Source organism: Blautia sp. DFI.6.71 (assembly GCF_020593585.1).
Lineage (GTDB): Bacteria > Bacillota > Clostridia > Lachnospirales > Lachnospiraceae > Blautia_A > Blautia_A wexlerae.
This window is the reverse complement of record NZ_JAJDMJ010000040.1, coordinates 13,801-36,182: the sequence shown is the minus strand read 5'-3', so window position 1 is coordinate 36,182 and position 22,382 is coordinate 13,801. Positions and strand designations below refer to the sequence as shown.

Below are 22,382 nucleotides of genomic sequence, written 5' to 3'. Positions count from 1 at the left end.
CTGACGATACAAAAATTTATTATTTTTTATTGTCCTCTTGACGGGGAGCATACCAAACTTGCAGGGCGTTATTTTTGCTATTTTGCATGGCTCGTAGCGTTCACAAATTCTTCACAAAAAATTAGCACTCACCTCTTGACAGTGCTAATAATAAGTGTTATATTACAACTAGAACAAAGGAAGGGGAACAAAAAGAGAACAAAGAAATAAGTTCTATGAGATTCCTGATAACCTAAGTTCCAAAGAAACAAGGTAAAGATGCATAACTGAGAGTCCATCACATGTAGATGGACGGTATAGAAAAGGAGAGATGACTTATGTTGATGCCTAGTATTTTTGGAGAAAATTTATTTGATGACTTTTTTGGAGATTTTCCATTTTATTATGATGACAGAGCAATGAAAGATACAGAGAAGAAACTTTACGGACGCAGAGCCAGCCATATAATGAAAACCGATATCAAGGAAACTGATAAAGGCTATGAACTGGTCGTAGATCTTCCGGGATTTACCAAAGATGAAGTAAAGGCTGACCTGGAGAATGGTTATCTGACTATCAGTGCAGAGAAAGGCCTGGATAAAGATGAGCAGGAGAAAGAAACCGGACGTTATATCCGTAAGGAACGTTACGCAGGTGCCTGCAGCCGTAGCTTCTATGTAGGTAAAGAAGTTGAGAAAGAAGACATTAAAGCAGAATTCAAACATGGTATCCTCACATTATTTGTACCAAAGAAAGAAGCAAAACCAGCAGTAGAACAGAAGAAAACAATTGCCATTGAAGGCTGATGAATAAAAATATTCTGACTGACCCGTTGAGGGTCAGCCAGAGATTAAAAACAGATATAAAAATAAAAGCTTGCGCTAAAAGATTGAAGATAAAAGGTTGAAAAAACCTGTAAAGATAGATTTGGAAAGTAAATCTGGTGAACAGATTTGACATATATAAAATATATTAGAAAAGGAGATATGACTTATGTTAATGCCTAGTATTTTTGGAGAAAATTTATTTGATGACTTTTTTGGAGATTTCCCATTCTATTATGATGACAGAGCAATGAAAGATGCAGAGAAGAAACTTTATGGACATAAAGCAAATCATGTAATGAAAACTGATATCAAGGAAATGAATAACGGATACGAACTGGTTGTAGATCTTCCAGGATTTAAGAAAGATGAAGTTCATGCAGCACTTGAAAATGGTTATCTGACCATCAGTGCAGAGAAAGGCCTGGATAAAGATGAGAAGGAAAAAGAGACAGGACGTTATATCCGCAGAGAACGTTATTCAGGTGCCTGCAATCGTAGCTTCTATGTAGGTAAAGAAGTACATCAGGACGACATCAAAGCAGAATTCAAACATGGTATCCTGACATTATTTGTTCCGAAGAAAGAAGCAAAGCCAGCAGTGGAACAGAAGCACAGCATCTCCATTGAAGGATAATAGATGTTAAGTTACAGCAACGGGAGGTCAAATCTTTTGGCTTCCCGTTGTTTGCATAATGAGGATTGCAGAAATATGAAGTCAGGAATGATTGCGTTAGAATGTGTTTATGAGGGAAGGTGATGATATTGAAAAGAGATTACTATGAAGTTCTTGGCGTGAACAAAAACGCAGATGCAGCAACGATTAAGAAAGCATACAGAAAACTGGCAAAGAAATATCATCCGGACAGTAATGAGGGAAATGCTTCGGCAGCAGAGCATTTTAAGGAAGTAAATGAAGCCTATGATGTTCTGAGTGATGAGAAGAAACGTAAACTGTATGATCAGTTTGGCCACGCTGCTTTTGAAGAAGGTGCCGGTAATTATGGAAACGCACAGGGAAGTCCTTTTGGCAGTGGCTTTGGCGGAGCACAGGGCAATCCTTTTGGCGGCGGTTTCCATGGCTCGTACAGTGATGGCAATGGTTATCATGAATATCATTTTGAGAATGGCGAAGATATGGATGATATCCTGAAGAACATCTTTGGTGGTGGATTTAAGAAGAGTAAATCATCCGGTGGTTTTGGAAGCAGCGGCTTCGGTGGCAGTGGATTTCACGGAAGTGGTTTTGGTGGATTCGGAAGCAATGGAACTGGCGGCTTTGGCGGTTCTTACAGCAGTAAAGGTGAGGATCTTCATGCAGAGGTTACTGTCAGCTTTGATGAAGCTGCTTTTGGCGGTAAGAAGGTTATCCGCCTGCAAAGCAGCAACGGTGGCGTCCAGAATTACGAAGTCAATATTCCGGCAGGTATTGAATCCGGTAAATCTATCAGACTTAAAGGAAAAGGATATCCGGGAGTCGGCGGAGGTGAAGCCGGTGACCTGCTTCTGAAAGTAAATGTTCAGGATAAACCGGGATATAAACGGGAAGGCAGAGATGTTTATACAACTGTAAATATCCCATTTACAACAGCAGTATTTGGCGGTGAGGCGAAGGTTCACACTATTTACGGTGATGTTCTCTGTAACATTAAACCGGGTACTCAGTCCGGAACGAAGATACGTCTGAGAGGCAAAGGTATCGTTGCAATGAATAATCCGTCTGTACACGGTGATGAATATGCAACTGTACAGATTGAAGTTCCGACAAATCTGACACCGGAAGCAAGACGGAAACTGAAAGAATTTGAGCAGGAATGTAATGGAAGCCGTAGAAGCCGTGGATTTGGCAGCGGGAGTGCGGCGTGAAGAGTAATCAGAAATATTTTTGAGAATATAGTGAAGCAATTTTACAGAGAAACGAAAAGGATATATGCACAGTAACATTACCGTGTATGTATCCTTTTAGCATAATAGGGAAAAATATTCTATGAGCTTTTTCTGATATAGAATATTGTTTATCTGGGTTCTTTTCCATCACGGAAGAGCATCATCATTTCCTTGGTCAGGCTGATATTATTGCCCTGATCCGGGACTTTATCACGTTCTACCCACTGTGCCATGGAGAGCTCTTCATGGTCAACGGTCAGGGTATCATCGCCGTCCACATCACAGAAGAATCCGAAAAGCAGGGTACCGCTGAAGGACCATGGCTGGCTTTTGTAATAGCGGAGATTCTTTACCTTAAGGCCAACTTCCTCCATTACTTCTCTGTGAACAGTTTCTTCAATGGTTTCTCCGATTTCTGCAAAGCCTGCGATAAGGGCGTAACGCTTAAATCTGCGGCCCTCATATTTGGAAAGAATGATTTTATCTCCGTTTGTGATTCCTACGATTACTGCAGGACACAGGACAGGGTACTCCTGATTGCCGCAGGAAGGGCATTCCATCATACGTTCTTTCTGGCTGTGAACCATTGGTTTTCCACAGCAGCCACAGTATCTGCGCTTGCTGTACCACTGGAAGAGCTGATGCCCTGTAATTCCTGCAAATGCAAGATGCTGTGGCTGAGCGGTCCGAAGAATCCGTACATCCTGAAATTCATAGTCCGGAAGCAGAGAGGTATCCAGCTCCGGGATCAGGTAGAAACGCTGATCATCTATGGAAAACAGATAAATAAAATTGTTGTAAAGATCAGCAATCTTTTCCTCCAACTCCCGGAAACGTGGGAAAGTAATATCTGCATCCCGTTCCTGGCGGGGAAGAAGTATACTGCCTTTTTCGTATGCAAGGATAAAGCTGTCTTTATCCGGGGCAGAAGGTTTGTATTCGTTGTGATAAGTATGTGGTGCGATGTCCTGAATCATATTGTAGATATCCTTTTCTTTATTTTGTTATAAAATAATTTCATAAGATTCTGATAAGATTATTTGTGAGTGTAGTTATAAATTCTTTATGGTTTATCAGAAAAATATAAGAAGATAATGAGTGGCAAAATAATACAGATTCATTATCTGTTCATAGTATATTCTTGGAGTTTTATAAAAGCAAGCAATAAATATTTATTCTGAAAAAAGACAATGTGTCAGATAATTTGATAATAATACAAAGAAAATTCATAGGTATACAAAAAGAATTAGATAGTTTATAATAGAATTTCAGAAGGATTAATGTTAATATGTGCGGAAATAGACTGGGAGGAAGAAGATTGAAGGTATTAATAGCAGATGATGAAATAAAAGTATGCCGTCTGATTCAGCATCTTGTGGATTGGGATGCCCTGGAAATGGATATTATTGGTTTCGCAAATGATGGGAAGACTGCTTATGAAAATATTTGTGAGAAGAAGCCGGATATTGTAATTACGGATATACGTATGCCGATATATGATGGGCTGGAACTGATACGTAGGGCAAAAGAAACAAATCCAGAGATTAATTTCATAGTAATCAGTGGTTATAGTCAGTTTGAATATGCACAGCAGGCAATTAAGTATGGGGTAAAAGATTATTTGCTAAAACCATTAAAAAAGAGAGAACTGGAAAATTCATTAATTGAAATTAAGGAGTCTCATGAATCATTGATTAAGAGTGCCAGAATAAGAAATGAATTGGAATCAATCATAGAAGCGTCAAGAGAGCATATACGGGAGAATTTTCTTATGAAAACGCTCCAAAACTCAGCAACTAATCCGCTAAAAGCAGATATGAGTCTGGAACAGTTGAATGAACAGTATGGTTGTAAATTTCATAAAGGATTTTTTACAGCAGTCAGAGTCAGGCCATTTTTCTCAAAAAATTCGGACAAGTCTGCCGGTGACAGTGAAGAATTTGTAATGAACAAAATTCATCAGATGGTAAAAGAAAAATTGGAGATATACTGCGAAACTTATATGTCTACAGTATATCAGGATGAAATCGTATGCATTTTAAATACAGTGGATAAAGAGATTGAACCAGTCAGAAAAAAGCTAAAACATTTGATAGTTAATGTATCTAATTTGAAAACTGTATTTCCTGATATCAGAATAAGGATCGGACAGGGAAATACACATAGTTCTTATATGGGAATCACGGATAGTTTCCGAGAGGCAGAACTGGCGATCATGAATCGAATGGGCGAAAATGAAGATACATATATCTGCTACAGTGAAGACAGTAAAAGTGGAAAAACTAAAGAAGAAATTTTTGACAGTGGTCTGCGAAATGAAATTCTGACCTATCAGGAAAGAATGGATATTGAAGGAACCCTCCGCCTTGTTGACAAGGTTGGAGAGAAATTGAAGCCATTTAAGTATGACGGAAAACTGGTTTATGAAGTTTTTGGTGAATTAGTTGAAACATTGCGGTTTGGTATGAAATATTCTCGTGAAGGCAGAAATCTTTTTCTGATTGAAGATTATAAAAAACAGTACAGAAGGATATGGGATTATGATGAACTCTTTCAGTGGATTAAATCGGATCTGTCCCGGGTGCATCAGGTTTATATGAAGAATATTCAGGATGAAGAGAGTAAACCGATACGTGATGCAAAGAAATATATCCATGATAATTTCAACAAACATATCAGTCTGGAGAATGTCAGTGAGTATATTGGATTTAATGCTGCCTATTTTTCTACACTGTTTAAGAAAGAAACAGGAAAAAATTTCCTTGAGTATGTGACAGAGCTTCGTATCCAAAATGCAAAGAACTATCTCATACAGACTAATTATGACATTGCGGAAGTAGCATCTGCAGTAGGATATAATGATCTGAAATATTTTTCTAAATTGTTTAAGAAGACAACAGGATTGAATCCTTCAGAATTTAGAAAGTTATATAGTTAATCAAAATGTGCAGGTGCAAAAACTATGAAAAAAAGAAATATATTTAGCAGACAGGCAGTTAATTTTTTGTGGGTTCTTCTGGGATTAGGGGCAGGTCTTCAGTTTATAGAAGTTATATGGGCTGCATCGAAAGGATATCTGGGATTCTTCTCTATGATGGTGGTTATTGTGACAGAGATGGTTATTACAGGAAGCATTTATGTGATTATTTATAAGTTTCTGATAAAACCATGTAATGAGACCAGAAAATTATTCAAACATTTTATACAGAGTGGAAGTTTTCAGGAACTGATTGATCAGGATTATCAGATTTTTCCAGAGCAGAATGAAGTAATGCAGAAGCTGGATTCCATATTGGATAAAAAGAACATTATTGAGTTATCGACAAAACATGCAGAACTTCTTGCACTGCAGAATCAGATCAATCCTCATTTTCTGTATAATACGCTGGAAGCAATACGAGGAGATGCGCTATGTGAAGGAATTGATAGTATTGCTGATACGACGGAAGCATTGTCTACATTTTTCAGATATACCATCACGGATACAGGAAATCTGGTTTCAGTAGAAGATGAACTGGAGAATGTAGAGAATTATTTTAAAATACAGCAGTATCGTTTTGGAGATAAACTGGATATGAGAGTTAATTTTCCGGATGACTATGCAAGGATCCTGGAATGTAAACTCCCTAAACTTACTTTGCAACCTGTAGTTGAAAATGCAATTTTCCATGGTCTGGAAGCGAAAGCAGAAGGTGGAGTTATCACCATTTCACTGGAGATGACAGAGAAGAAACTTCTGATCAATATTCATGATGACGGAATTGGAATTGACGAAGAAGAGCTTATAAAGATCAACCAGAGACTGGAGATAACTTCAGGGCCGCTGACAGAAGAGAAGCGTAAACGTGGAGGTATTGCTCTGCCGAATGTATCCAGGCGTATTAAGCTGTTATTTGGGGATGAATATGGAATACATATTTATAGTATTCCTAATCTTGGAACAGAAGTCAGGATATCGGTACCGATCATTACAAACAGGGAGCAGAGAAATCAGTGAAAAGAGAATTACTGAATATAGAAGGCGGAAAGATAAAAAAAGGGAATAATGTTATATTTGATGATCTGTCTCTGGAACTGTTTCAGGGAGAAATAACAGGAATCGTATTCGATGATATTCTGGAACAGAAGCTCTTTATTGATATGCTGCTTGGAGATGTTTTACTTTATTCAGGAAAGATTTTTGTAAATGAGGAAAGGAAAGCTTATGAAGAAGCTGCCAGATTGTTAAAACAGCAGGTGGCGGTGATTGGTTCTAAAAGTAAATTACTGCCTTCTATTACGATAGAAGATAATATATTTCTTTTTTCAGACAGAAAACTGTTTCTGGATCAGAAAGAGTATAGAGAACGTTTCCAGAAGTTAAGGACGGAACTGAATATTTCGGATGATATGCCTCATAAAGTCAGAAATTTATCTGCCAAGGAAAAGGTTATTATAGAATTACTTAAAGCCTATGAGGAAAGAAAGAAAATTGTGATTCTGGATGAGATTACCAGCCTTTTATCAGAAAAGGATCTGGGAGAAGTGTTTTCTCTTATTGACAAAATGAAATCCCAGATGTCATTTCTGGTTACAGTAGGATTTGAAGATTTTATTATGGAATGGATGGAATCTATTGCAGTTGTTCAAAATGGAAGAACTACATTTGTATCTGGGATTTCTCAGTTAAACTGTAAGTTGAGTAAAGTTCTGAAAGCTCTGATATATGAAAATAAGGTAGAAACATTTGGAGCCTATGGGCAGAAAGTAATAAATGGGCAGAACAATGTATTAGAAGTAAGAGATGTAAGTACCTGTTATCTGAAGAATCTTAATTTTACATTGTGTTCCGGAGAGCTGCTTAAGATTTATTATTCAGATGAAAAAAGCAAGAGCAGTTTCTGGGAAATGTTTTCGGGAGAAGAGAGCATTGAAGAAGGACAGATTTATATTTCTGAGAAATTGTATAAGGTATCAAATATGAGCCAGGCAGTACGTGAGGGCGTAGGGTTTATAACAGAAGCACCGTATAGGAGCATGATCCTGGATAATATGAGTGCAACGGAAAATGTGAGTGTGCCGCTGCATGAAAAGGTAAGAGGATTCTGGTTTGCGAAAAAGTATACCAGAAGTGTAAGTGATTTCCTTCAGAACGATGAGCTGAATAAGAAGAAACTGAAAAATATTGGAAATGCAGAACTACAGAAGCTGGTCTATGAAAAATGGCTGGTGTATCAGCCAAAGATTGTGATCATTGAGAATCCATTTACAGATATGGATATTAATATGAGGGAAATTACAAGAAAGATGATCGGAGCATTGCAGAAAAGAGGAATCGGAGTAATTCTTCTTACTGCTAACTTTGCAATTATGAATAAAATCAAGGGAGAATCCATGTTTCTTAAGCACGGTGTGCTGACAAGAGAAGAAGAATGGTAAAGCAAAAAAAGACGAATGTGCAATAATGATAAAAAATTTGGATAATTCGTCTTTTTTTTATACAAAAATAAGAAACAAAAGAATGTCCCCCTTAATCTAAATATCAAAAGTTGAAAAAATAGGACATCAAAGTTAATATGAGTATACAAAATAACAAACGCGTAAAATAAACTAATGGGAGGGTTTACAAATGAAGAAAAAGTTATTAAGTGTCTTAATGGCAGCAGTAATGGTAGCCGGTGTTGGCGGCGTAGGTGCAGCACAGGTAAAGGCTGATGATGAGAAGATTCTTGGCGCGGGTATTTATTCAGCTTCTGATAACTTCAACTCTTATATTGGAAAAGCGATTACAAATGCATGCGATGGAATCTTTAAAACAAACATCGAAGATGGACAGAATGACCAGTCCACACAGAACAATCAGGTTGATACAATGCTGGCTAAAGGCGCTTCTGTAGTTGCAGTTTCTGTATGTGATGTAACAGCAGCTCCGACACTGATCCAGAAATGTAAAGACGCAGGAAATGTTCCGATCATTTTCTTCAACAAAGAGATAACAGATTACGATGTAATTAATTCTTATGAAAATGCTTATCAGGTAACATCTACAGGTGGAGATTATGGTGCATCTATTCAGGCACAGATGGTAATCGACTACTGGAAAGAACATCCGGAAATGGATAAAAACGGTGATGGAAAATTACAGCTTGTATATCTGATGGGTGACCCGGGACATACAGCATCCCAGCCGAGATGTGATTATCTCAAGAGCACGATCGAAGATGCAGGAATTGAGATTGACCTTCTTGCAGAAGATACAGGAATGTGGGTAACAGCAACTGCAAAAGAAAAAATGGATGCATGGGTATCTAAATACGGTGACGAAATTGAATGCTGCGTAGCAGGAAACGATGCAATGGCACTTGGTGCTTTATCAGCAGTAGAAGCAGCCGGATTTAATACAGATGGAGAAGAAAGCAGCAAATACATTCCGATTTATGGAATTGATGCTCTTCCTGAAATTCTTTCCAAGATTGAAAGCGGTGAGATCACAGGTTCCGTATTACAGGATGCTAAGACTCAGGGACAGACAATTGTAAAAATGGCAGAGAACCTTACAAGTGGTAAAGACGCTGTGGATGGAATCGAAGGTGTAGAAACGGAAGAAGAAGCAAAAGCTGTACGAGTTCCATATCAGGCAATCACCAAAGATAATCTTGATTTAGCAAAGTCAACTTATGAATAGAAAATAACTGATTTTACAGGCAGGCATTCGTTTTAAACGGATGCCTGTAATAAAAAAGAGGGAAAGGATTTTAAAATGGGAACAGAATATATATTGGAATTAAAGCATATTTCAAAATCGTTTCCTGGTGTAAAAGCACTTGACGATGTAACGTTATGTGTACGTCCTGGAACAGTGCATTCTCTTATGGGAGAAAATGGTGCAGGTAAATCCACATTAATGAAATGTCTGTTCGGTATTTATTCATTTGATGAGGGCGAAATCATTCTGGATGGCAAAAACATTAAATTTTCCAGCCCATCAGAAGCATTACAGAATCATGTATCCATGGTGCATCAGGAACTGAACCAGGTATTAAATCAGACAGTTATGGAAAATATGTGGCTTGGAAGATTTCCAATGAAGCATGGTCTGGTAGATGACCAGAAAATGTATGAAGACACAAAAGCGATTTTCGATGATTTGGATATTCAGGTAAATCCGAAGGTTAAGATAGGAACCCTGAAAGTTTCACAAAAACAGATGATAGAGATTGCAAAAGCAGTTTCGTATAACTCAAAAGTAATTGTAATGGATGAACCGACTTCATCGCTTACAGAGAAAGAAGTAGAGCATCTTTTTAAGATTATAGAAAAGCTTAAGAAAAAGAATACCAGTATTATTTATATATCACATAAAATGGAAGAAATTTTGCGTATTTCTGATGATGTAACAGTCATGAGAGATGGCAGGTGGATTGATACAAAACCTGCCAGTGAGTTGACCATTGATAAGATCATCAAAATGATGGTTGGACGAGAACTAAAAGACCGCTATCCGGAAAAGAAAGCCAAGATAGGTGATGTATTAATGGAAGTAAAAGACCTCGGTACATTAAATCCAGGATTTGAGGGCGTTAATTTTCAATTACATAAGGGAGAAATCCTTGGAATCGCCGGATTAGTAGGATCTAAGAGAACGGAAATCCTTGAAACATTATTTGGCATAAGAATGAAAGGCAAAGGTCAGATACTGGTAAAAGGAAAAGAAGTTCAGAACAGAAGTCCAAAAGAGGCAATGGCGAATGGATTTGCAATGCTGACAGAGGAACGAAGATCGGATGGTATTTTTGGAGGTTTGAGTGTTGGATTTAATATGACAATTTCCAATTTACCGAAATATCAGAAGACGGGACTTTTAAACGGAGAAAAAATGAAAGCAGATATTACCAAAATGATAAATGCCATGAAAGTAAAAACTCCGTCAATGAAGTCCAAGATCGCGAACCTTTCAGGAGGAAATCAGCAGAAAGTAATTCTGGGCAGATGGCTGCTGACAGATCCTGATATCCTGCTCTTGGATGAGCCTACCAGGGGTATTGACGTAGGTGCTAAATTTGAAATCTATCAGCTGATCAACCAGCTGGCTGAGCAAGGAAAAGGAATTATCGTAGTAAGCTCAGAAATGCCGGAACTGTTCGGAATTTCCGACAGGATTCTGGTTATGAGCAATGGACATCAATCAGCTATATTTGATTCAAAAGAAGTAGGACAGGTAGATGTTATGCAGGCAGCGGCCCGATTTATCTGATCTTTCAATACGAACTCAGGAGGGGATTCTGGTGAAAAATTCAAAGAACATTTCAATTAAAGAACTTATTGCTGAAAAAGCAATTTATCTGGTTTTTATTATCCTGTTAGTTGCAATTGTGGTAGTAGAACCAAGATTCTTATCATTCAATAACTTTAAAAATATTTTTGCGCAGTCATCAACTAAGATTATTATTGCATTAGCAGCCGGAATGGTACTGGTAGTGCAGGGCGTTGACCTTTCCACAGGACGTATGATCGGTCTGGCAGCAGTTATCTTCGCATCTTTAGTTCAGAATCCGGACTATGCATACAGAATGTATCCGAATTTAAAAGAGCTTCCGCTGATCGTTCCATTATTACTGGTACTGGCAATCTGTCTTGTACTTGGTGGAATATCCGGTGTGCTTGTTGCAGTATTTAAAGTACCGCCGTTTATCGCAACGCTTGGTATGCAGTTGATCTTATATGGTGCATCTTCTATTTATTTTGACCGTCCGCCATATGGTGCACAGCCAATTGGTGGTATTGATTCAAAAGTAACTCAGATTGCAATTGGTTCCATTGGAATCGGAGACTTCCAGATTCCGTATCTGATCATCATTGCCGCAGCAGTATGTGTAGTTATGTGGATCGTATGGAATAAAACAAAATTTGGTAAATATATGTTTGCAGTAGGTGGTAACCCGGAAGCTGCAAAAGTATCAGGTGTAAATGTTATAAAGACACAGATTATGGTTTACGCAATTGCAGGTATGATGTATGCATTTGCAGCAGCCCTGGAAGTAGGACGTATCGGAAGTGCTTCCAATACAACCGGTAACGGATATGAAATGGATGCAGTTGCTGCCTGCGTAATCGGCGGTGTATCTCTTTCAGGTGGTGTTGGTAGTGTAGGCGGTATCGTAATTGGTGTTCTGATGTTCACAGTTATCAATTATGGCCTTGCATTCATCGGTGTAAACATGTACTGGCAGTATATCGTAAAAGGTCTGATCATTCTTCTTGCTGTTATTATTGACATGAGAAAATATGCAAAGAGAAAATAAAAATAAACATCAGACAAGTGCAATTATGAAAGGAGAAGTAAAGGATGAGGGATGTAGTAAAAAGAACAAAACTGACAGAAAATTGTTCAAAAAAAACAATAAAGAAATATGTAGATGAAGTGATCCAGGAACTCACACTGGATGAGAAGATCGGTGTAATGTCAGGCCAGGTTACAGAGAAGAAATTACTGGATGATCTGTTCCTGATCGAACACTATAATGTAAATCCATATCCGACAAAGGCAGTAGAACGTCTGGGAATTCCGAATATCCGTTTCGTAGACGGACCAAGAGGTGTTGTTGCCGGATCTGCCACCTGCTTTCCTGTTTCTATGGCAAGAGGTGCCAGCTTTGACCGTGATTTGGAAGAGAAGATTGGAGAAGTGATCGGTGCAGAGGTTCGTGCAGTGGGCGGAAACTATTACGGCGGTGTGTGCATCAATCTTCCAAGAAATCCACGCTGGGGCCGTGCGCAGGAGTGCTACGGAGAAGATACCTATCATCTGGGAGAAATGGGGGCAGCTCTGACGAGAGGTGTTCAGAGCCAGAATGTTATGGCGTGCATTAAACATTTCGCAATGAACAGTATTGAAAATGCGAGATTTAAAGCTGATGTGCATGCAGATAAGAGAACACTTTTTGAAGTATATCTTCCTCACTTCAAGAGATGTATTGAAGAAGGCGCGGCTTCTGTAATGGGAGCATACAATAAAGTTTATGGAGAACAGGCATCTGAGAGTAAATATCTGTTAAAAGATATCCTCAGAGATAAATGGGGATTCGAGGGATTTACTTTATCTGATTTCCTCTGGGCTGTAAAAGATGGTCCAAAGGCAGTAAAGAGTGGAATGAATGTTGAAATGCCATGTATCTGCCATTATGCAGAACAGATCCCTAAAGCAATTGAAGACGGAACTCTTGCTATGGAAGATGTAGATGAAGCAGTTGGTTACATTCTTCGTACTGTACTCTATTATGAGACAAGAAAAGATCCGCAGGAATATGCAGAAGATATTCTTGCATGCCCGGAACATATAGCAGTAGCAAAGAGAGCAGCAGAAGAATCGATGGTACTTCTGAAGAATGAAAATCATGTACTTCCGCTTGATAAAGAGAAAACAGAGAAGATCGTAGTTCTTGGAGTACTGGGAGATACAGAAAATATCGGCGACCATGGTTCCAGTAAGGTTCATCCATATTATACAGTTACGCCATTTAAAGGCCTGATGAAAAAAATGCCGAAAGCACAGATCCTTTATAATGACGGAAGTGATCTGGAACGTGCAAAAGAACTTGCAGCAGATGCTGATGCAGTAGTGATCGTTGCTGGTTATATCCATAGCGATGAAGGAGAATATCTGGCTGATAGAAGTGATATTGCCGGAATGGGCGGAGACAGAGCAAGCATGAGACTTCATCAGAGAGATATCGATCTGATTCATGGTGTAAAGGGTGTGAATCCGAATACTGTCGTTTCCATTATCGGAAGCAGTGCGATCCTGATCGATGAGTGGGAAAAAGATGTTCCTGCAATTATCTTCTCCTTCTACAGTGGAATGGAAGGCGGGAATGTACTGGCAGATATTCTGTTCGGTGATGTTTGCCCAAGCGGTAAACTTCCATATACAGTAGCACTTTCCGAAGACAGCTATCCTGATTTTGATCCTGACTGCACATATGCAGAGTATGAATACTATCATGGCTACTGCAAGATGGATAAAGAAAACATTCCTGTTCTGTATCCGTTTGGCTATGGTTTATCCTATACAACATTTGACATCAGCGAGCCGACAGTTGAAGTATTTGATAAAACAGCAAAGATTTCTGTTAATGTAAAGAATACAGGAGATGTAAAAGGCGCAGAAGTTGTACAGCTTTATATCGGATGTGAGGGAAGTGCTGTAGATCGTCCGGTTAAAATCTTGAAAGATTTCGCGAGAGTAGAATTAATGCCGGGAGAAGAAAAGAAAGTTTCTCTTCAGGTAAGTTCGAAGGATATGGCTTATTATTCAGAAGAAAAAGATGATTTTGTAGAAGAGGATATTACATATATTGCATATACAGGTGATTGCAGCTGTAAAGAAGCATTAAAATCCGTGAAATTTGAATTTGGAAAATAACAGGGAGAAAATACTATGAGAATTGGTGCGGATTATTATCCAGAACATTGGGAAAAAGAGCGTTGGAAAACAGATGCAGAGATGATGGTCAAAGCAAATATCAAAGTAATCAGAATTGGTGAATTTGCATGGAGCCTTTATGAGCCTGAAGAAGGAAAATACGAATTTGACTGGATGGATGAGGCACTGGATTTTTTCGGAAAGTACGGAATCAAGGTAGTAATGTGTACACCTTCAGCTACCCCTCCCAAATGGATGATAGATAAGTATCCAGATATTCTTCAGAATGATATTCATGGAAATCCGAAGCTCTTCGGAACAAGAAAGCATTACTGCTTTAACAGTGAGACATACAGAGAAAAAACAAAAAAATTAAATACCCTTATTGCAAAGAGATATGCAAAACATCCTGCAATTGAAGCATGGCAGGTAGATAATGAACTGGGATGGTCAAATACAACCAGATGTTATTGTAAGTCTTGCGAGAACCGTTTCCGTAGCTGGCTGAAAGAGAAATATGGTACGATTGATAATCTGAATAAAACGTATGGAACTACTTTCTGGAGTCAGACATACAGAAGTTTTGAGGAGCTGAATATTCCGAAGGCGGGTGCATGCTATGATACTTGTCACGATACACAAGGGCAGAACCCAGCATTGTTGCTAGACTACTATCGTTTCTGCAGTGATTCTGTAGTTGAATTTACAAAAGAATCTGTAGATACAATTAAGGAGTATTCTGATCTTCCGATAACTAGCAATCTTTTAGACGCTGCTATTAACTCGGGAACAGGAATTGATTATTTTAAATTATCTAAAGAATTTGATTTTGTAACATGGGATAATTATATTGAATTTCAGTGGGGGAAAGCAAAACCGGAAACAGTATCAAGAGACCATGCATTGCTTAGAAGCTATAAGAAGAAACCGTTCTGGGTTATGGAACAGCAGTCCGGTCCTTGCGGATGGAGTAAGTTGGGACCAACACCAACGCCTGGAAAACTCCGTCTTTGGACATATCAGTCAGTGGCAAATGGAGCCGATACAGTTGTTTATTTCCGCTGGAGAGCATGCCCGTTTGGAACAGAAGAACTCTGGCATGGCATTTTGAATCATGATGGAAAACCGAACAGAAGATATGCTGAAGTTTCTCGGGTAGGAGCTGAAATGGAAGAACTAAGTAAGAACTACCGAGCGCTGATGCCGAGAGCACGTGTTGCAATTATCAAATCTTTTGATAGTGAATGGAGTCAATCTATTCATCGTCAGGTAGAAGGATTGTATTATGATTCTTTATTGCTTGATTATTATCGTCCATTTTGGAACATGGGAATTCCAGTAGATTTCGTGACAGCAGAAGAAGACTTAAATAGATATGATCTTGTTCTTGCACCAATGTTGATGATGGTATCGGATGAAGGAAAGAAAAATATTGAAACTTATGCTCAAGCAGGCGGAAAAGTTCTATTCTCATTTAGAAGTGGAATCAAAGATATGTATAATAACATGCTTACAGAAACTGTACCAGGCGTATTTGCAGACCTAGCCGGTGTAGAGATAGAAGATTATGATCCGCTTCTGGAGAAAACAACTGCTACGACAGGTGTGTTTGGAAATGGAATGGCTCACATGTGGTGTGATATAGTGAAACCAGTTACTGCAAAAGTAATTGGAAAATATACTTCTGATTTTTATGCAGGTGAGGCCTGCATGACTGTAAACCAGATAGGAAAAGGTGAGGTATATTATTTGGGCTGCGATCTGGATGAAAAAGCCATGAAAATGTTGGCTGTTTATCTGGGAAGAAAAGCAGGGATTGATATGGATTTATATAAAGTTGATGGTGTAGAAGTTGTAGATGCTACAGATGGAACAAATGATGCATTGTTTATTTTGAACTATAATGACCATTCAGTTATAGTTTCAATGGAGCAGTCATATGAGAATATGATCACACATGAAACAGTGGAGAATGTTGTTGAATTAAAACCATATGATGTTGCAATTTTAAAAGAAGCAAATTAAAAAAATAATGAAGGGGAGCTGCTGTGAAGCAGGCAGTTCTAGAGCAGGGTGAGCAATTCATTTAGAATTACTCGCCCTGTTTATGTTATAGAAAAAAAGAAAAATAAAATCAGAAAAAACAGTTGATTTTTAAAAGCGATGGTAATATAATCATTATAACAAATTGATTGGTATAACCAATATAAGAAGAGGTAATACTATAAGGAGGGGCTTTACAGTTATGGGATATGTAAAATGGAGTTATGACACATTAAATACTTTTTGCCACGACGTATTTCGTAAATTTGGTTTTAATGAAGAAGAGACGAATATCATCAAGGATGTTTTGCTTACCGCAGATCTGTACGGGATTGAAAGCCATGGAATGCAGAGAATGGTAAGATATGATAAAGGAATTGAGAAGGGAACCATCCATCCGGATGCGAAACCTGAGGTCGTATTTGAGACACCTGTATCAGCAGTGATCGACGGACATGATGGTATGGGACAGCTGATCAGTCATTTTGCAATGGAGAAAGCAATTGAGAAAGCGAAAAAAACAGGGGTTGGTTTTGTTTCAGTAAGAAATTCCAATCATTTTGGTATTGCAGGATATTATGCGGAAATGGCTTCTAAACAGGGGCTGCTTGGAATGGCATGCACGAACTCAGAAGCGATCATGGTACCTACCTTTGGACGTAAGGCAATGTTGGGTTCCAACCCGATTGCAGTAGCAATGCCTGCAGAACCCTATCCTTTCCTTTTTGACTGTTCCACAACAGTTGTAACCAGGGGAAAACTGGAAATGTATAATAAGATGGGAAAACCACTTCCACAGGGCTGGGCTCTGGGAGCAAATGGTCAGGAAAGCACAGATGCCCCGGATGTACTTGCCAATATTGTTGCCAAGAAGGGCGGCGGAATCATGCCCCTTGGTGGTAATAAAGAGGTAAACGGAAGTCATAAGGGTTACGGTTATGGAATGCTCTGCGAGATTTTCAGCTCCATCTTTTCCATGGGTGTTACTTCTGATAAATGCTGTACATTTAAAGACAAGACAGGTATCTGTCATGGATTTGCTGCCATTGATCCCGCAATCTTCGGAAATGCAGATGATATCAGGGCACATTTTTCCGAATATCTGGAAACTCTTCGTCAGAGTCCAAAGGCAGAAGGCGCAGAGCAGATTTATACTCATGGTGAGAAGGAAGTATTTGCAGAAAAAGAGCGCAGAGAGAATGGCATTCCTGTAAATGACAACACAATGGTTGAGCTTGCCAACCTCTGCAATTATCTGAAGGTTGATTTTGGCTCTTACTTCAAGGGCTATGAACTGCCGAAGGACAGTAAGTTCTTTAGTGGTAATTATTAAATAAGCGCCCATCATGCTGATAACCATAACTATAGAATATATCATATAAAATTACTTTTTTTGAGACGCCCGTTTATCAGCATGTGGAAATAAAAAGAAACTGCATAATCAGATACGACCGGTAGAATTTACAGATCGTATCTGATATGCAGTTTTTTGTTTTCTTTAATTTTCTTCAGTATTCTTCGGACAGTTATGAGCATTCATGTCATCGTTGTCTGTCATAAGATATTTGCGGATCGCAAACAGAACTGCGATACTGAGTACGCCAAGAAGAGTTTCTGCTGGCCCGAGGTGTTCGACTACCATCTGACGTGCTGTGGCAAACATCAGAACCTCAACAACTGTCTGTGCGGAATGCTGGCAGAGCATTTTTACAAATTCCACGCCTACTACCAGAGACAAAGCCTGGGAAAGGAAAGTGCTGAAAAATTCTGTATCCATGGACATAACAGAAGTATCTGCAACCTCCATGATCAGCCGGAAGCCTGCCAGTGCGATCACCAGCAGAATTACGATAGAAAGAGCAATTTCCGCGTAACGTGAAATATTGTAAATGATTGTGTTAAAGTGTTTACGAATGTTATGGTTAACCTGTCGTTTGGGGCTCATAACTGTGAGTCCTTTCTGTTTTGTTGTATATGGTGAATGTAAAGAAGTGTAACTGTTTATAGTGTTACGAAAAAGATTAATATAAATAATCTTTATTTACATAACCATATTTGCAGAGTTTCTGGGAGTAAACATACCAGTACTGTGCATCAGTTGTATCCACAAGCTGAACTGTATCGCCGGAATACAACTGTCCGATCTCGTTGGAAGAGTCGTAAGCCTTCGCAGAGCGCAGAGCCAGATAACCGGTAGCAACACTGACTGTTCTGGTGGCATATGTGGTTGTTCCGTCAATCAGATAATCTTTATTTACATATCCGTTTTTTCCTAACTTCTGAGAGTAAACGTACCAGTACTGGGAATCGCTGGTGTCGATAAGCTGAACTGTATCGCCGGAATACAGCTGTCCGATCTCATTGGAGGAATCATAAGCTTTTGCGGAACGCAGAGCCAGATAACCCTTGGCAACACTGACAGTATAAGAACCGGACGAACTTGTCGGCTGTGATGAGAGGAAATACAGGTAATCGTTATTTACGTATCCGGATCTGTTCAGTTTTGGAGAATAGACGTACCAGTAATCACTGGTGGTATATTCTGTAACTTCAACAGTATCACCGGAATACAGCTCGCCGATCTCGTTGGAGGAATCATAAGCCATGGCAGAGCGCAGAGCCAGATACCCTTTACTTACACCTACCTGATAAGTGTCAGATGCCATAACGGTCTGTGAGCTGCAGGGTACAGATACAGCAGCAATCGTAGCTGCAAGAATCATGGAAACTGCAATATTTTTTCTTTTTTTCATAGTGAATCCCTCCTTTGGGTTATTATGTACTCTGAGAGTACATTATTTAATTATAGTAATCGTAAATCGTTCTGCTTAAGGTAGCGATCGTATTCTGTGCGGAACCGGCGCTTGAGAGATTCTGGGACATAAATACGATTACTACGTCATTTTTGGAATCATAGATGATTCCGGCATCATTTTCCACGTTGTCAAGTTCTCCGGTTTTATTTGCGGTTTTGACTCCTTCCGGAAGCTGTGCGGGAATTTTGTTACAGCGTGTCTGTGCCTTGAGCAGATTAAACATATCAGTGGCATGGGTGTAGCCGGATGTATCCTGTTTATAAATCTCCTGCAGGAGATGACCACAGTCCCCTACAGATGTGTAGTTATCATCATTCTCATTGCTGGCAAGGAGCATACGTCCCATGTGAGTCTGGTCATAGCCATGTGCCTGGCAGAAACTGTTGACAGCCTGCATACCTGCTGCGGAATCACCGCCGCCAAGATAAGTTGTCAGGGTATTGGCTGCATCATTATCGCTGACTGTGATCATGGAGTACAGATTGGAGTCTACAGAATCCCTGCCGTATTGTCCGGTTATCTGATCATAATTCTCGTAGACAGCTCCCATGATATAGAGCTTGATCAGGCTTGCAGCCTGCATTTTCTGATCATTAAGATTGCCCTCGGTTCCGTTTACAAGATCGGATATGAAAACAGCCCAGGTTCCGTTTTCAGTGGGAAGCTGACTCTGAACCTGTTTTAAAATTGTCTCCAGTTTCTCATCTGTGACCGGTTCTGAAGATGTGCCTGCCCCGGAACCGTTAAAGACGCTTTCAGAACTCTCTGAAGATGAAGAAGGGGAAAGCATTCCCTGACTTTCTACGGATGTTCCCGCGGCCTCTGTATTTTCAGCAGCATGACTGCTGTATGCAGGAGTAACAAGAAGGCTGAGCGATAGCAGAGGTATTAATAATTTTTTTGAAAACATTGCGTTCACCACCTGTTAAATATTTACTGTAAAACATTCGGAATCTGTTGATCTGTTATATAAATCGTATTTCTTTATATTTAGATAAATCAGGTTTAAAAGTCTTATTGTGCAGGCACAAATGATTTTTAAAATCTGATATCTGTATATACAAAATTATACAGTGTTTAGAGTTGTGTTACAAGTGTATTTACAGTTGATCTTAAAATTTATTTTGGAATTGTTATAAGTAAGTTCCTGTGGAAGTTGCAGAAAATTCGTGATATATCGTGTGAATTTATGGGATAGTATAAATCTGGCGTAATACATCTGTCTTGTGCATGGTGTATATTGAGATGCGTTCATACAATTTGTAGGAATACGGGCGTGAAAAATCCGCATATCTGATTATATATTTTGGATTGTATAAATGCTACAATAAAATCATCAGAAACGAGACAAAGAACGGCAAATTAAACAAATAAATGTGGGAATGTGGGGGCATTTTCATATTGCATGAGGAGGTAGATTATATGTTAACACCGAAACAGAATATGCTGGAAGTTATAAAAGGCGGAAATCCTGACAGATTTGTTAATCAGTATGAAGCAGTACAGCTTCTTTTTCATCCGTTTATGTTTGCAAACCCGCTGCTTCAGCCGGGTCAGGAAAATGTAGTGAATGCATGGGGGGTAACCAATACTTTCCCGAAAGGAGTTCCGGGTTCTTTTCCTGTACATACTCCTGACAAGATCGTGGTAAAGGATATTGAAGACTGGAAAGACTATGTACATGCACCGTCTTTGAAATTTACCCAGGATCAGTGGGATATGGTGAAGGCTCAGTATGATGCAGTTGACGGAGAACAGGCATTTAAAGCAGCTTTCGTTGCACCGGGATTATTTGAGCAGACTCATCATCTGTGTGAGATCAGTAATGCGTTGGTTTATTATATTACTAATCCGGATGAAATGCATGATCTGATCAAATATCTGACAGAGTGGGAACTGGAACTTGCTGAAGGTATCTGTTCCAACCTTCATCCTGATGCATTATTCCATCATGATGACTGGGGTGGACTGGACAGTACATTTATGAGTCCTGCAATGTTTGATGAATTTTTACTTGAGCCATATAAAGAAATTTACGGATATTATCACAGTCATGGCGTTGAGCTGGTTATCCATCATTCTGACAGTTACGCAGCAACACTGGTTCCTTCTATGATTGAGATGGGAATCGATGTATGGCAGGGATGTATGGAAACCAATAATCTTCCGGAACTGATCAGGAAATATGGCGGAAAGATCAGCTTCATGGGCGGTATCGAAAATCGTGCAGTTGATTTTGAGGGCTGGACAGATGAGAATTGTGATGCAGTGGTACGTCGTGTCTGCGAAGAATGTGGAAACAAATACTTTATTCCATGTATCGCTCAGGGTGGCCCTGGTTCTGTTTATCCGGGTGTTTATAAATCTCTCTGTGATTCCATTGACAAGCTGAATGAAGAGAAATTTGGCATTAAGGCATCTGAATCTACAAGGCTTCCATGGCAGATTATGTTCTGATCTCAGGTATTTGTCAGTGGCAAAACGGAATACAAATATCTGTCCGACATTTAGATGAAATTTCAGGTGTTGCAGAGGATGATGCTATGGAGGTGTTTGAAAATGATTATTATTGGTGAGAAAATTAATGGTTCTATCCCGATCGTTGCAGAAGCGATTGCGAAAAGAGACTCTGAATTTATTAAAGCAAGAGCAAAGCTTCAGGCGGAAAGCGGAGCTACTTATATTGACTGTTGCGCTTCTGTTCCGGAAGCGGAAGAAGTGGAAACATTGAAATGGATGATCGACTGTATCCAGGAGGTTACAGATCTTCCGATCTCAATTGACAGCCCGAGTCCGGATGTTCTGGCACAGGCTTATAAGTTCTGTAAGAAACCTGGAATTTTTAACTCTGTATCAGGAGAGGGACATAAGATTGATACGATTTTCCCGATCATGGCTGAGCCGGGAAATGAGGGATGGCAGGTAATTGCGCTGCTGAGTGACAATACAGGTATTCCGAAATGTGCAGCAGACCGTCTGAAAGTTTTTGACAAGATCATGGCGAAAGCGAAAGAGTACGGAATTGCTCCGGACAGGATTCACATTGATCCGCTGGTTGAGATGCTTTGTACTTCTGAGGATGGTATTGCAACGAATATTGAGACGATTACAAGTGTACGTGAGCAGTATCCGACCATTCATATTACGGCAGCAATCAGTAATATTTCCTTTAATCTGCCGGTTCGTAAGCTGATTAATTACGGGTTCCTGGTACTGGCAATGAATGCAGGACTGGACAGTGGAATTATGGATCCGACAAATAAGGATATGCTTGGACTGGTTTATGCAACAGAAGCATTACTTGGTCTGGATGATTATTGTATGGAATATATAGGGGCTTACAGAGAAGGCTTAATTGGTACAACAAAGAAGAAGTAAGTTGAATCTGCAGAAACTGTGTAAATGAATTAAGTGGTTGGAATCTGAAATTGA

General features: G+C 39.3%; 18 protein-coding genes. 14 read left to right on the top strand and 4 right to left on the bottom strand.

Annotated elements, in window-relative coordinates; all coding sequences use genetic code 11:
• Window positions 1-317 precede the first annotated feature (317 nt).
• From LJE12_RS14620 to LJE12_RS14610, 3 genes are all read left to right on the top strand, one after another.
• Window positions 318-785 (top strand): Hsp20/alpha crystallin family protein, encoded by a 468-nt coding sequence (locus LJE12_RS14620; protein WP_008705428.1) that lies wholly within the window; start codon window positions 318-320, stop codon window positions 783-785.
• A 187-nt stretch (window positions 786-972) separates the two neighbouring features.
• Complete coding sequence (locus LJE12_RS14615) at window positions 973-1,440, top strand: Hsp20/alpha crystallin family protein (protein ID WP_119251317.1); 468 nt, start codon at window positions 973-975, stop codon at window positions 1,438-1,440.
• 125 nt (window positions 1,441-1,565) lie between these two features.
• A complete protein-coding gene (locus LJE12_RS14610; protein WP_226824782.1) occupies window positions 1,566-2,669 on the top strand; it encodes a DnaJ C-terminal domain-containing protein in 1,104 nt (367 codons plus the stop codon).
• Between the two features lie 149 nt (window positions 2,670-2,818).
• On the opposite strand, the gene nudC is transcribed toward LJE12_RS14610, so the two are convergent.
• Window positions 2,819-3,667 carry an NAD(+) diphosphatase gene (gene nudC / locus LJE12_RS14605; RefSeq protein ID WP_055153297.1) on the bottom strand — a complete coding sequence of 283 codons (849 nt, stop codon included), beginning with the start codon at window positions 3,665-3,667 and terminating at the stop codon, window positions 2,819-2,821.
• A 341-nt stretch (window positions 3,668-4,008) separates the two neighbouring features.
• Here nudC and LJE12_RS14600 point away from each other — a divergent pair, with 341 nt between their 5' ends.
• The 9 genes from LJE12_RS14600 (at window position 4,009) to LJE12_RS14560 (ending at window position 17,467) form a co-directional block, all read left to right on the top strand.
• A complete protein-coding gene (locus LJE12_RS14600) occupies window positions 4,009-5,628 on the top strand; it encodes a response regulator (RefSeq protein WP_172678351.1) in 1,620 nt (539 codons plus the stop codon).
• A 24-nt stretch (window positions 5,629-5,652) separates the two neighbouring features.
• Window positions 5,653-6,687 carry a sensor histidine kinase gene (locus tag LJE12_RS14595; RefSeq protein WP_070100063.1) on the top strand — a complete coding sequence of 345 codons (1,035 nt, stop codon included), beginning with the start codon at window positions 5,653-5,655 and terminating at the stop codon, window positions 6,685-6,687.
• Complete coding sequence (locus LJE12_RS14590; RefSeq protein ID WP_117846150.1) at window positions 6,684-8,108, top strand: ATP-binding cassette domain-containing protein; 1,425 nt, start codon at window positions 6,684-6,686, stop codon at window positions 8,106-8,108. Before LJE12_RS14595 ends, LJE12_RS14590 begins: the two co-directional genes overlap by 4 nt.
• A 190-nt stretch (window positions 8,109-8,298) precedes the next feature.
• Entirely contained in the window at window positions 8,299-9,354 is a 1,056-nt protein-coding gene (locus LJE12_RS14585) for a galactose ABC transporter substrate-binding protein (RefSeq protein WP_055153304.1), read from the top strand.
• A gap of 75 nt (window positions 9,355-9,429) precedes the next feature.
• Complete coding sequence (locus LJE12_RS14580) at window positions 9,430-10,923, top strand: sugar ABC transporter ATP-binding protein (protein WP_055153306.1); 1,494 nt, start codon at window positions 9,430-9,432, stop codon at window positions 10,921-10,923.
• A 31-nt stretch (window positions 10,924-10,954) separates the two neighbouring features.
• Window positions 10,955-11,971 (top strand): galactose/methyl galactoside ABC transporter permease MglC, encoded by a 1,017-nt coding sequence (gene mglC / locus LJE12_RS14575; protein WP_055153308.1) that lies wholly within the window; start codon window positions 10,955-10,957, stop codon window positions 11,969-11,971.
• 44 nt (window positions 11,972-12,015) lie between these two features.
• Window positions 12,016-14,091, top strand: a complete 2,076-nt coding sequence (locus tag LJE12_RS14570) for a beta-glucosidase family protein (RefSeq protein ID WP_227227012.1) — start codon at window positions 12,016-12,018, stop codon at window positions 14,089-14,091.
• Between the two features lie 15 nt (window positions 14,092-14,106).
• Window positions 14,107-16,116, top strand: a complete 2,010-nt coding sequence (locus LJE12_RS14565; RefSeq protein WP_227194441.1) for a beta-galactosidase — start codon at window positions 14,107-14,109, stop codon at window positions 16,114-16,116.
• Between the two features lie 220 nt (window positions 16,117-16,336).
• Window positions 16,337-17,467 (top strand): Ldh family oxidoreductase, encoded by a 1,131-nt coding sequence (locus LJE12_RS14560; protein ID WP_022380451.1) that lies wholly within the window; start codon window positions 16,337-16,339, stop codon window positions 17,465-17,467.
• A 165-nt stretch (window positions 17,468-17,632) separates the two neighbouring features.
• Here the strand turns inward: LJE12_RS14560 and LJE12_RS14555 are convergent, their stop codons facing one another.
• The 3 genes from LJE12_RS14555 to LJE12_RS14545 form a co-directional block, all read right to left on the bottom strand.
• The gene (locus LJE12_RS14555) at window positions 17,633-18,079 is read right to left on the bottom strand and encodes a phosphate-starvation-inducible PsiE family protein (protein WP_022380452.1); all 447 of its coding nucleotides are present in this window, start codon (window positions 18,077-18,079) and stop codon (window positions 17,633-17,635) included.
• 76 nt (window positions 18,080-18,155) lie between these two features.
• Window positions 18,156-18,887, bottom strand: a complete 732-nt coding sequence (locus LJE12_RS14550; RefSeq protein ID WP_227227011.1) for a hypothetical protein — start codon at window positions 18,885-18,887, stop codon at window positions 18,156-18,158.
• Between the two features lie 46 nt (window positions 18,888-18,933).
• Window positions 18,934-19,860 carry a serine hydrolase gene (locus LJE12_RS14545; RefSeq protein WP_227227010.1) on the bottom strand — a complete coding sequence of 309 codons (927 nt, stop codon included), beginning with the start codon at window positions 19,858-19,860 and terminating at the stop codon, window positions 18,934-18,936.
• Between the two features lie 512 nt (window positions 19,861-20,372).
• Here LJE12_RS14545 and LJE12_RS14540 point away from each other — a divergent pair.
• Together LJE12_RS14540 and LJE12_RS14535 are read left to right on the top strand one after the other, a co-directional pair.
• Window positions 20,373-21,407, top strand: a complete 1,035-nt coding sequence (locus LJE12_RS14540) for a uroporphyrinogen decarboxylase family protein (RefSeq protein WP_008705416.1) — start codon at window positions 20,373-20,375, stop codon at window positions 21,405-21,407.
• 102 nt (window positions 21,408-21,509) lie between these two features.
• Entirely contained in the window at window positions 21,510-22,328 is an 819-nt protein-coding gene (locus LJE12_RS14535) for a methyltetrahydrofolate cobalamin methyltransferase (protein WP_026649855.1), read from the top strand.
• Window positions 22,329-22,382 lie beyond the last annotated feature (54 nt).